Origin of the sequence: Pedobacter sp., assembly GCF_045627485.1 — a bacterium.
Lineage (GTDB): Bacteria > Bacteroidota > Bacteroidia > Sphingobacteriales > Sphingobacteriaceae > Pedobacter.
Genome location: NZ_JAZQNU010000182.1, coordinates 1 through 12138, shown reverse-complemented (window position 1 = coordinate 12138; position 12138 = coordinate 1). Strand labels below are relative to the sequence as shown.

Below are 12138 nucleotides of genomic sequence, written 5' to 3'. Positions count from 1 at the left end.
GGCTTTAACCTTACAAGAGGTTCCAAAATCAATGGTCGTGATCGGCGGTGGCGTTATCGGTCTGGAGTTAGGTTCGGTTTACGCACGTTTAGGTACAAAGGTTTCTGTAGTCGAGTTTTTACCGGCCATTATCGGTACCATGGACGCAGGCTTAGGTAAAGAATTACAAAGGGTGTTGAAGAAGTCTTTAGGGATGGAGTTCTACACTAAAACCAAGGTAACCGGCGCCAGCGTAAAAGGTGATACAGTAACGGTAACTGCCGAGAATGCCAAGGGTGAGCAAATTAGCCTGGACGCAGATTACTGCATCGTTGCTGTGGGCCGTACGGCTTACACTGAAGGATTAGGTTTAGAAAACATTGGCATTAAAACTGAAGATCGCGGGAATAAAATTCCGGTAAACGAACATCTTGAAACCTCCGTTCCCGGTGTTTATGCGATCGGTGATGTGGTTAAAGGTGCCATGCTTGCACATAAAGCGGAAGACGAGGGTGTTTATGTAGCCGAGCGTTTAGCTGGTCAGAAGCCCCATATCAATTATAACCTTATTCCAGGCGTGGTTTATACCTGGCCGGAAGTTGCATCAGTAGGCTATACTGAAGAGCAGTTGAAAGAAAAAGGTACAAAATACAAGGCAGGTTCTTTCCCTTTCAAAGCCAGCGGACGTGCAAAAGCCAGCATGGATACAGATGGTTTTGTAAAAGTACTTGCTGATGCTAATACTGATGAAATTTTAGGCGTACACATGATTGGCCCGCGTGCAGCTGATATGATTGCAGAAGCTGTTGTTGCAATGGAATTCCGTGCCTCAGCAGAGGACATTGCAAGAATTTGCCATGCACATCCAACTTATACCGAAGCTTTCAAAGAAGCAGCCATGGCTGCAACAGAGAACAGAGCGATCCATATTTAGGATCATTCCTCCTTATAAAACAAGAAAGGCCCCTGAAATTATTTTCAGGGGCCTTTCTTGTTCATTGACGATGCTTAAATTGTAGCCTCGTCTAATTCGTATTCTTTTACTTCTTTGTGTTGGTAAGGTTCAACCATTAACTCATCAATAGACTTCGTTTTTTTGTTGAAACCAAAACGGTCAAGAATTTTATCAAATACCAGGTACATCACCGGAACGATAATCAGTGTCAGGAACAGTGAACTGGTCAAACCACCAACAATTACCCAGGCTAAACCATTCTTCCATTCTGCACCGGCGCCACTCGCTAAAGCAATAGGAAGCATACCGATAACCATCGCTAAAGTCGTCATCAAAATAGGACGTAAACGGGCGTGGTTAGCTAAAATTAAAGCTTCTCTTGTACCGCGGCCCTCGGCCTTCATCTGGTTGGTAAAATCGACCAAGATAATCGCATTCTTTGCCACCAATCCAATCAACATGATCAAACCTAGGATGGTAAAGATACCCAGTGAATTATTGGTTAACGCTAACGCAAGTAAGGCACCAATAACTGATAAAGGAATGGAGAACATAACTACGAATGGATAAACAAAACTATCGTAGAGCGCAACCATAATTAGATACACCAATACAATGGAGGCCAACAAGGCAATACCTAAAGTACCGAAACCTTCGCTTTGGTTCTCCTCATCTCCACCCCAAACATAACTTACGCCTACTGGTTTTACAAGCTTTTTATCAGCTTCCAGTTGTTCTAGTTTAGCCCTGAAATCTGCTACGATAGTACCCGTTGGGCGTCCGATAGATTGTGATTTAACAGACACTGATGTACTTTTGTCACGTCTTTCCAGCTGACTAGGTCCTGATCCTTCAATGATGTCTGCAAATTGCGAAAGCTTCACTTGCTGACCCATGTCGTTGATGAAAATCAGGTTACGAACATCTTCAATATTCTGCCTGTTGAAAGCCTGGTATTGGATGTTGATGTCATATTCATACTCACCTTTACGGAATTTACCATCGGTGTTACCGCTAAAAGCAGTTTGCATGGTTCCACCCACCGTTTGTAACGATAGGCCAAGGGCCGCCATTTTATCGCGGTCTACCTGCACATTGATCTCCGGACTACCATCTTCAACAGAAAGTTTTACCTCGGCAGATCCGTCAATGTCTCGTAGTACGGCCATTGCGCCCTTTGCATATTTCATGGCACTGTCTAAGTCAGATCCCATGACTACCAATTCGATTGGCGCATTTTCGGCAATACCTAAAATACTAATCGGTACCGTTTTAACTTTAACACCTGGAAGTTGTTTCGCTAACTCACGACTCACTTTTGTAGCATAAATGTTCGAAGCATCTTCCCTGTCTTTACGGTCAACCAACCTCACGTTAATTTCAGCTTTATAAGCCGTAGCCTGTGTTCCTCCAAAGTCACCACTTGATTGTCCAACTGTGGTAATCATCTGTGTGATTTCAGGTTTTTTCTTTAAAAAGGCTTCCGCTTGTTGCGTTATTATATTGGTTTGCTCTATAGAAGCATCTTTTGGAAGTTCCAGTTGAACAAGGAATTCACCTTTATCACTTTTAGGGAAAAACTCTGTACCAATGTACCCGCCACCAACTAAACCGCAGGAGCTTATAAGTAACAGGAATGTCCCTCCCAGGGTGATTGCTTTGTGGTCTAAAGACCAGTTTAAAATTCCCGTAATCCAAACGGTAAATTTATGTAATTGCTTTTCGAACCATAAAATGAAACGGCCGAAAGCATTTTTACCTTCAATTTTCTCTAGTTTACCGAAACGCGATGATAGTAGCGGTACGATGGTAAAAGAGGTTACCAAGGATAGGAGTGTGGCGATAATTACCACTACACAGAATTGACGTAATATGTTGGATACCAATCCGGAACTGATGGCAATCGGGAAAAATACGACCACGATAACCAAAGTAATAGAAACTACTGTAAAACCGATTTCTTTGGTAGCATCAAATGCTGCACGCACCTTGTTTTTGCCCATCTCCATGTGACGGTAAATATTCTCAAGTACCACAATGGCATCATCCACTAAAATACCTACCACGAGCGACAGTCCCAGGAGAGACATCAGGTTCAGGGTATAGCCTAACATATCGATACCTATAAAAGTGGCAATAAGTGAAGCCGGAATAGACACCATTACGATGACTGCGTTCCTGATACTATGCAAGAAAAAGAGCATCACAAATGCAACCAGGATAATCGCCAGGATTAAATCGTGGATTACCGCATCTGCAGATTGCAAGGTGAAAATTGAACTGTCGTTTACGATATCAATTTTAAGGTTATTTGCCTTATAATCGTTTTGCAAGGTCTCTACAATTTTGTGTACGCCCTCACTTACTTCTACAGCATTGGCATCAGATTGTTTAACTATCTGTATAGCGATAGCTCCCTTCTGGTCAATTCTGGCCAGTTTATCTACTTCTTTCTGGGTATCCTGAACATCAGCGATATCCGCAAGACGAACCTGTGCACCTGTTTTGCTGGTACTCACCACCAGGTTACGTAATTCTTCTACATCTTTATATTTACCTGATAAACGAATCAGAATGTCCTGATCCTTGGTTTTAACACTTCCAGTAGGGAAGTCGAGGTTAGAGGATAAAATAGCTTGTTGAACCTGCAAAATAGACAATCCATAGCCTTGCATTTTGTTTCCATCAAGGCCTACATAAATCTCACGTTCCTGTCCACCCACTAAGTTTACCTGGGCAACCCCGCTTACACGAGATACAATAGGTGCAATCCTTTTATCGATGAGGTCATAAAATGTCGCATCATCCATATTTGCCGAAGCCGACATGGTGATTACCGGAAGGTCATCGAGTGAGAATTTATTTAAGGAAGGCGTTTTTACTTCTTCTGGCAAATCGGCCAGAATAGCATTCACCTTTCTTTGAGCTTCATTTAAAGAGAGATCTACATTGGCCTTGTCGTTCAATGTAATAGTTACCACAGATAAACTTTCATACGAAACCGCATTAAGTTTTTTAATGTTTTCCATGGACGACACTGCATCCTCTATTTTTTTAGTTACTGTATTCTCAACCTCATTAGGTGAAGCTCCTGGGTAGATTGTTGAAATCGACACCACATTGTTGGAGAACTTGGGAAGAAGTTCATAACTTAAGGAGAAGTAACTTAACAAACCCAGCAAGGAAAGCGCTGTAAATACAACGATTACCAGGGAAGGGCGTTTAATAGATATTTCTGTTATTTTCATCAGAATAGTATTTAATTATTTTATCGGTGCCACTTCTGCACCATCCGTTAAATTGATCTGACCGCTGGTGATAACTGTTTCTCCTTCTTTTAATCCATCAAGAATTTCCACTTTGTCTCCCAGAATTCTCCCAGCCACTACCTTGCGCAACTTCGCTTTATTGCCATCTTCTAATATGAAAACTTCATTGCTGCTCACACTACCTACAAATGAACCACGAGGTATGGTAATGGTTGGCGCTTGTGTAGGGAATTTAAAGATTGCAGTACCGTACATACCAGCCTTAATCGTGTTAGGCTTGTTATTCATTACTTGAATTTCAATAGGGAAGTTTAATGAATTGTCTGCTTTAGGGGCAATAAAAGTAACTTTTCCACTAAAATCAAGGTCAGGGAATACTGTTGTTTTTATCAATACAGGATCACCAATTTTTAAGTTGGCTACCTGGCTTTCATTCACATTTACATTTAACTTTAAACGGCTCACGTCAACTATTTCAAACATCTGGGTTCCTTGTCCATTAACAAAGGCACCTACTTCAATGTATTTTTTGTTTACGATACCATTAATTGGCGATTTAACGTTGGCATCACTTACCCGGCGTTGCGAAGCCTGTAACCTTAACCTGGCATTTTTTACCGCTAATCTTGCCTGATCCAATTGTTGTTGGGTAACGCCACCAGTGGCGAAAGAGCTGCTATAACGGGCTTCATCTTTTAATGCATTTTGTAGCGCAGCTTCCGCAGTTTCACGGTCTGTGTTTAAAATCTCTGCATCAATACGCGCCAAAACTTGTCCTTTTTTCACATAGTCGCCTTCCTCAACAAAAATTTTAGTCACACGGCCTGGATTCTCTGATAAGAAAGTGATTTCTTTATATGGGGCAAAAATACCATTTACACTGTAATCAAGGTTTGCTGCTTCTTTTTTAACAACTGCTGTACGTACACTAACGGCACCACCACCTTGAGCAACAATTGCAGTTATTGCTTCATTTTTCTTTTTATTGTTCGTCAGTACAAAACCGATCCCCACAATGGCAGCAATAACAACAATAGCTATAATAAGTCCTCTTTTCATTTTAATAGTGATTTTATGTTTCCGTTTGATTTAATAAGTTGTATTTCAGCAATTTTGTAATTCAATAGTGCCTGGGTGTAACTGTTTTGTGCCTCTGTAAGCGCGTTTTCTGTATCCAGCAGGTCAGTTAACGCAGCAAGCCCATTGTTATAATTGTTTTGTGTACTTAGGTAAATACTTTGCGCTAATCCCACATTTTCACGTTGTGCGTTAATCGTCACAATGCTGTTTCTCAGTTGTACTTTAGCATTCTCATAGGCCAGATTTAAAGAGTTGGAAGTTTGACGCCTGTCTTCATCTGATTTTTTAATATCCACATCTGCCTGTCTAATCCGCGAACGCGTGGCAAAACCGTTAAATATAGGGATTCTTAAACTTAAGCCAATGGCTGAAGCATCATACCAGAATGCGGTACTATTATTAGATTTAAACAAATCAAATTTATCACTCTGACCCGTGTAAGATAAGTTACCGGTTAAGGCCAATGAAGGATAGTATTCAGACACATAGGCTTTGCGTTGCAATACCAACAGGTCGCGTTGCACATCCATTAACTTCATTTCTGTACGTTCACTAGTATTAATACTGTCTGCCAAATTGGGCAGTGTTGTAACGGCGCTTAACTCTGTCATCGGCAGGTTAATCTCCGTATTTACCGGCATTCCCATGTAGAACTTTAATTGGTTTTCCAATTGCCCAACAGCATTTATGGTTTGTTCCCGTTGTGTTTGAAGGTTGGTCAGATTCACTTTGATCCGGTCCACATCGATCTTTCTGGCTAAACCATTGTCGTATTGATTGCCAATAATTTTTTCCACAACCCGCACGTTCTTAATATTGGTATCGATCACATTCAAACGTTGTCTGTTTACCAACACCTGGTAATACGTGTTGGCTACTTGTTCAATAACCTGCTCTTCAGTTAAGTCGGCCGATAAGTTATAATAGCTTTCACTTTTTTTAGCTGCCTGTAAACCTGTAAATACCTGTTGGTTAAATAATTCCTGGTTTAATTGCACACCAGCATTGGCATTCCATGTTCTTCCTAATTGGAACGACTGGTCGCCAACTACAAGCTGTCCAATGATTGGGTTATACGTTAAACCACTGTTAGCAGAAATCTGCGGCAAAGCCTGAGCACGTATTTCCTGAGTTCTGTATTTACCGCCATCAATGTCCAGGCGCGATCTGCGAACGTTTTCGCTGTTTTCAACCGCGAACTGCAGCGCTTCTTTAAGCGTTAATTCCTGTTGCGCCTGAACTGTCTGGCTTAGCAACAGCCCCAACAATAGTAGGGATATCGTTTTTAGTTGTTTGGTTATTTGATTCATTATTCTTGATTGTCGTATCTATTTAAGTCCTTTAATAAATATTTTTGATAGGTCCAGTTGTTTTTCTAACACCAGCTTCACATCCTTTTTACTGGGCATCAGCTCCTTATTCCCTTTCATTACACATAAAGAGGTAATTCCAGCCATGCATTGCAAATAAAGTAAAGCTGTTTTTTTGGTGTCAACGGCCGCTATTTCTCCTTGATCTATAGCTTCCTGCAAGATCTGGCTATGGAGTTCTGCATCCTTATTCTTCATCTCCGTAACGTACGACTTGATTTGCTCTGTATTCAAAGAGCTGTCTGTAGTGCCTGCTGATAGGTGCAACATGTAGTATTTCTGGAAAAACCGGTGTTTGATTTCAATAATTGCTGCAAACTTCTCTTCGAGTGTAGCTGAAGTCTTTTCCTTTGACAAGAGTTCAAAATAATCTTCGAATATCGTACTCACCACTCCAAGTACCAGGCTTGCTTTATCTGGGAAATAATAATATAGCGCAGGTTTAGAGACGGATAGGTCGTCCGCAATCTCATTCATGGTTGTCTTGTTGATTCCATAATGTGTGAAACGTTTGATGGCCCCAATAATTATTTGCTCTCTTTTTTTATCTGTTTCAATCATTCTACCTTTTTACTTTCTGACTTTAATGTGGTAAGGGTCAAAAGTACAGCCAATATAACTTAGTAAAGAAAAGTCTTTACAGGTATGCTTTAAGATGACATTATTGTGACTAATTCATTGGTTTTAGACCACGCAGAAAAACTTCAGCAAAGCGTTTCTCTTTAGTGAAGATTTCTTTGAACTGACCTTTGTCTGGAAAGAAGCGTTTTTCTTTATTTAATATGTTAAAGTGGATTCCTGAAATTGCTTCAATGAATATTTCGGAAATTAACTGATTATCTTGCGGTTCAAACTCGCCGCTTTCTGTGCCTCGAACAAGCAATTGTGTTAATATTTTGATTTCAAACGCTCTCGCACGGTTAAATTTATCATGAAGGTCTTCAGGCAACTCAGTATATGACATTTTAGATGGCTCTAACAGGTTGTAATACTTCTGGATGTATCCTTGTCTTTTTTGCAGCAACATCATTACACCTTCCGTTGCAGAAGTTGTTTTGTCTACCGCTTTAATCAATTCCTTGCTAATGGAGTGCATCAGGTATTCAATTACACTTACATATAAGCTAAGTTTATCGGGGAAGTAATAATATAATAAAGCTTTTGAGAAGGAGATATCTTTAGCAATATCTGTCATGGTGGTTTTGGCCAGCCCATAATGAGCTATTCGCTTTAAAGCTGCATTAATAATAAGTGTCTTCTTTTTATCCTGATTTTCCATTTTTTAATTAAGACCCTACTTTGTTTATAAAATCGTCAATACGGTAATGTAAATATGCATTATTTTTTAAATATTAACTTTGAAACGATAATAAACGCATAACAATTACATTTGCACCGAATATAAACTACATACATGCCATCCATTCAAGAAAACATCTCCCTGAAACCTTTCAATACCTTTGGAATTGAGGTAAAGGCAAAATACTTTGTTGACATTCAAAGCGAAACGGAGCTTGAAAGCTTATTAAAAAACCCTATGATTCAGGAAGAAAACCTGCTTATTTTAGGCGGTGGCAGTAATGTGCTGTTCACAAAAGATTTCATGGGTCTGGTAATTAAAATCAGTATTCCTGGAATAAACGTCACGGATGATGGCGATGAAGCTATTGTAACGGCAGGTGCCGGAGTGGTATGGAATGATTTTGTTCAGTTTTGCGTACAAGCCCAATTAGCAGGCGTAGAAAATCTGAGTCTGATTCCCGGAACAGTAGGCGCTTCGCCAGTCCAAAATATTGGCGCTTACGGGGTAGAGTTAAAAGACGTGTTTCACAGCTGCAGGGCTTATGCGATAGAAACTGGCAGGAGCAGGGTATTCCAGTATGAAGATTGTCAGTTTGGTTACCGCGATAGCATTTTCAAAAACGAGTTAAAAGGAGCGTATATCATCACCTCTGTTAGTTTCAGGTTAAACAAGCACGCTAAAATAAACAGCCAGTATGGTGCCATCCAGGCAGAGCTTCAACATAGAGGGATCACCAGGCCTACAATTGCTGCTATATCACAAGTTGTGTCGGATATCAGGGTAAGTAAACTTCCTGATCCTGCTACTATAGGTAATGCAGGTAGTTTCTTTAAAAATCCGATTGTTCCTGCTGCGCAACTCCACGACATCGCTTCGCGATATCCCGGGGTGATTTATTATCCGGTAGGTAAAACGCATTTTAAATTAGCTGCAGGCTGGTTAATTGAAAGCTGTGGTTTTAAGGGTATTGTGGAGGGACAAACCGGTACCTGGAAAAATCAGGCTTTAGTTTTAGTTAATCATGGTGACGCTACTGGCGAAGAAGTGTATAGTTTTTCAGAAAAAATAATCGATACAGTGTGCCAAAAATTTGGCATCACGCTAGAGCGTGAAGTAAATATTTTGTGATTTGCTTTAAATTTTAACCATTAACCTGTTTTTAAGTTTCATAAATACCTGATTTATTTTTTGGTACATATGTTGTAAAGAGATTAGTATAAGATATTAAACAAACTTAATTGTGCCCTTTGCATGTAGATGACGTTTGCTGACTTATTAACCCTTTTAAAATTAAAACATTATGACGAAAAATGAATTTAACTTACAGCTTCACGATCACTCTGTTTCTTTACAGTCATTCGCTTTAAATTTTACTAAAGATGTCGAGGATGCTAATGATTTAGTTCAAGATACTATGTTAAAAGCAGTAACTTATTATGGTAAGTTTAAAGAGGGCACAAACTTAAAAGGGTGGTTGTTCACTATTATGAAAAACACCTTTATAAACAATTATAGACGCTTGGTTAAAACGAATGCTTTGATTACACAATCAGAAGATATTTCATCGGCTAACCTGCACTACAGCGCCAGTAAAAACAGCAGCGATAGTAAGTTTGTAATGGGTGATATTAACAAAGCACTGGCTACTTTGCAACCAGAATACTATGTTCCTTTTATTAAGTACTTTGAAGGCTATAAGTACCATGAGATTGCTGAAATGTTGAATATTCCAATCGGTACGGTAAAAACAAGAATTCACGTTGCACGTCAGATCTTAAAAAAATATTTAAAAACGTATTCTAAGGACATTCTTGGCGCTGATATCGTTTAGTCGTTAAGTATGTAGCACCTTAAACGCTTTTCCTAAGATGGGAAAGCGTTTTTTTTATGCGGATCCCAATCTAAATCCTATTTTTGACAGGACCAAATCCTCATTAATGACTACCGGCTTCTTGTTAAACTTAGTTTTGTTTCTGTTCTCTCTGTATTTGTGTTCATCTCGGGCTTTTCTCCTAAAAAACTGGAAGGCTATATTATACTCCGTATTATTTACTGGTATATTTTCAACAGGTGTTTGTGTCGCTTTTGTTCGTTACCAATTAATACATTACGATTTTAATCAAGATACAGGATTCGAAATAGCTGGAATTCCATTAGCTGCAGTGTTGTTATGTTTCACTGTGCCTTTTGCCAGCATTGCCATTTATCAAAGTTTAAACCAACGTTATCCTGATAATAGTTTGGACCGCTATACCTTAGCATTCAGTAATATGCTGCTGGGATTATGTGTTGCCTTTGTTTTCTTTGCCTACACTATGGCGTATTCAGTCGTAACTTTCATGCTGTTATTTCTATTCCTCCTGTTTATTGAATTCCGTAATAAGATGCGTTTTATGTATCGCTTTTACCGCACCTACGGTTTGATTGCCCTATCTTATTTTCTTGTTAGTATGGCTTTAGGCACTATAAATGGTGCTGCTTACCATGTAGCCCACACGGTGAAGTTTAACCTTGCTGGGGTACCCTTTGAAAATTATGTTTTACTGTTTGTGATGGTGTTGTTTACAATCTACTTGTTTGAAGCTTTTAAAAGCAGAAACCATGGAACTGCCTGATTATACCAAACAGCAGCTGGCGCTGCGAAATGGACAAGATAAGCCGCAAATCTGGGTGGCTTATGAGGGGGTAATTTATGATGTAACGGATAGCCGTTTATGGCGCAATGGTAAACACTATGAACATTGGGCTGGTCAGGATTTAACCGATGAACTGGCAGATGCGCCGCATACTGCCAGTGTATTTGAAAAATTTAAGCCGGTAGGCCGGCTTAAATAGTTATACTTAAATCGTAAAAGAACTTAGCTTCACGAATTCTTTGATACGGTCTTCAATTTGCTCTTCTGTTAAGTTTAAAATTCTTTCTGTACCAAATTTTTCAACGCAAAACGATGCCAGGGCAGAGCCGAAGATAATTGCATTTTTCATGTTGTTGAAATTAATAGTTCCAACTTTAGCCAGATAGCCGATAAAACCACCTGCAAAAGTATCACCTGCACCTGTTGGATCAAAAACTTCCGCTAAAGGTAAAGCAGGAGTAGAGAATACCTGGTCTTCGTGAAATAACAAAGCGCCGTGTTCACCTTTTTTAATAATCAGGTATTTCGGGCCCATTGTCAAAATTTTGGTGGCTGCTTTCATTAACGAGTATTCACCTGATAACTGACGGGCTTCTTCATCATTGATCGTCAATACGTCAACCAATTTAATAGTTTCCAGCAAGTCGTCCATGGCAATGTCCATCCAGAAATTCATGGTATCCATTACAATCAGCTTTGGACGCTTGTTTAAGCGTTTTATAACCGTTTGCTGAACTTGCGGTGTTAAGTTGCCTAACATTAGGTATTCGCAGCCCTGGTAGCTCTCTGGTATGATGGGGTCAAAGTCACCGAGTACATTCAGCTCTGTAACCAAAGTATCGCGGCTGTTCATGTCATTGTGGTATTTTCCAGACCAGAAAAAGGATTTTTCACCTGCTTTCACTTGTAAACCTTCTGTTTCGATCCCGTGGTTGGTTAGAATATCAATGTTATCCTGGGTAAAGTCGTCGCCAACAACACCAACGATTTTTACGTCATTATAAAAGTAAGAAGCAGCTAAACCGGCGTATGTAGCGGCGCCGCCTACTATTTTATCCGTTTTTCCAAAAGGGGTCTCTATTGCATCGAAAGCTACAGATCCTATGATAATCAGGCTCATATATGTTTTATTAAATTATTTTTTAAAATTATTAGTGCAAAGATTGCATAAATAATTTAAAAGCCCTAATATTGCATTCCCAAAACAAAGGAGGCTTGCTTCAAAATCAGAGTCTTCGCGTCGAGGGGAAAAGGATCCCGAATAGCTCAGCTGGTTAGAGCATCTGACTGTTAATCAGAGGGTCGCTGGTTCGAGCCCAGCTTCGGGAGCATAAAAAGCAAGCACGGTAAAACGGTCGCTTGCTTTTTTTTTGCCCATAATTTTCTCCTGGCTTTATTTTACAACGGATCAAGTCAAAAACTTGTGGAGCCATGTGATTTTTATGCATAAAGTTGTGTAAGGCGGTACAAGAAAAACTCAATGCTTCTTACACCTCTAAACTGACTTCTGAATGCTTTTATTTTTGCATTGAAAGATTCTGCTGAG

The 12138-nt window shown here is 39.7% G+C and carries 11 protein-coding genes and 1 tRNA gene; 6 read left to right on the top strand and 6 right to left on the bottom strand.

Features of this window, described 5'->3' with window-relative positions; all coding sequences use genetic code 11:
• Positions 1-913, top strand: a 913-nt coding sequence (locus ACR2F3_RS13980; protein WP_432710596.1) for an FAD-dependent oxidoreductase, incomplete at its 5' end; no start/stop codon positions are given.
• A 74-nt stretch (positions 914-987) separates the two neighbouring features.
• Here the strand turns inward: ACR2F3_RS13980 and ACR2F3_RS13975 are convergent.
• The 5 genes from ACR2F3_RS13975 to ACR2F3_RS13955 form a co-directional block, all read right to left on the bottom strand.
• The gene (locus ACR2F3_RS13975) at positions 988-4182 is read right to left on the bottom strand and encodes an efflux RND transporter permease subunit (protein WP_432710595.1); all 3195 of its coding nucleotides are present in this window, start codon (positions 4180-4182) and stop codon (positions 988-990) included.
• A 15-nt stretch (positions 4183-4197) separates the two neighbouring features.
• Positions 4198-5262, bottom strand: coding sequence for an efflux RND transporter periplasmic adaptor subunit (locus tag ACR2F3_RS13970; protein ID WP_432710594.1), 1065 nt, complete (start codon positions 5260-5262; stop codon positions 4198-4200).
• Complete coding sequence (locus tag ACR2F3_RS13965; RefSeq protein ID WP_432710593.1) at positions 5259-6593, bottom strand: TolC family protein; 1335 nt, start codon at positions 6591-6593, stop codon at positions 5259-5261. The genes ACR2F3_RS13970 and ACR2F3_RS13965 overlap by 4 nt, the downstream gene beginning before the upstream one ends.
• A gap of 18 nt (positions 6594-6611) precedes the next feature.
• On the bottom strand, positions 6612-7214 hold the full coding sequence (locus ACR2F3_RS13960; protein ID WP_432710592.1) for a TetR/AcrR family transcriptional regulator: 603 nt from the start codon (positions 7212-7214) through the stop codon (positions 6612-6614).
• Between the two features lie 109 nt (positions 7215-7323).
• Entirely contained in the window at positions 7324-7932 is a 609-nt protein-coding gene (locus ACR2F3_RS13955) for a TetR/AcrR family transcriptional regulator (protein ID WP_432710591.1), read from the bottom strand.
• A gap of 135 nt (positions 7933-8067) precedes the next feature.
• Between ACR2F3_RS13955 and murB the strand changes: the two genes are divergently transcribed.
• The 4 genes from murB (at position 8068) to ACR2F3_RS13935 (ending at position 10791) form a co-directional block, all read left to right on the top strand.
• The gene (murB, locus tag ACR2F3_RS13950; protein WP_432710590.1) at positions 8068-9084 is read left to right on the top strand and encodes a UDP-N-acetylmuramate dehydrogenase; all 1017 of its coding nucleotides are present in this window, start codon (positions 8068-8070) and stop codon (positions 9082-9084) included.
• Between the two features lie 172 nt (positions 9085-9256).
• A complete protein-coding gene (locus ACR2F3_RS13945; protein ID WP_432710589.1) occupies positions 9257-9787 on the top strand; it encodes an RNA polymerase sigma factor in 531 nt (176 codons plus the stop codon).
• 37 nt (positions 9788-9824) lie between these two features.
• Positions 9825-10571, top strand: a complete 747-nt coding sequence (locus tag ACR2F3_RS13940) for a lycopene cyclase domain-containing protein (RefSeq protein ID WP_432710588.1) — start codon at positions 9825-9827, stop codon at positions 10569-10571.
• Entirely contained in the window at positions 10558-10791 is a 234-nt protein-coding gene (locus tag ACR2F3_RS13935) for a cytochrome b5 domain-containing protein (RefSeq protein ID WP_432710587.1), read from the top strand. Before ACR2F3_RS13940 ends, ACR2F3_RS13935 begins: the two co-directional genes overlap by 14 nt.
• 6 nt (positions 10792-10797) lie before the next feature.
• On the opposite strand, the gene ACR2F3_RS13930 is transcribed toward ACR2F3_RS13935, so the two are convergent.
• On the bottom strand, positions 10798-11712 hold the full coding sequence (locus ACR2F3_RS13930) for a PfkB family carbohydrate kinase (RefSeq protein ID WP_432710586.1): 915 nt from the start codon (positions 11710-11712) through the stop codon (positions 10798-10800).
• 135 nt (positions 11713-11847) lie between these two features.
• On the opposite strand from ACR2F3_RS13930, the gene ACR2F3_RS13925 reads away from it, so the two are divergent.
• A tRNA-Asn gene (locus tag ACR2F3_RS13925) sits at positions 11848-11921 on the top strand.
• Positions 11922-12138: the final 217 nt, after the last annotated feature.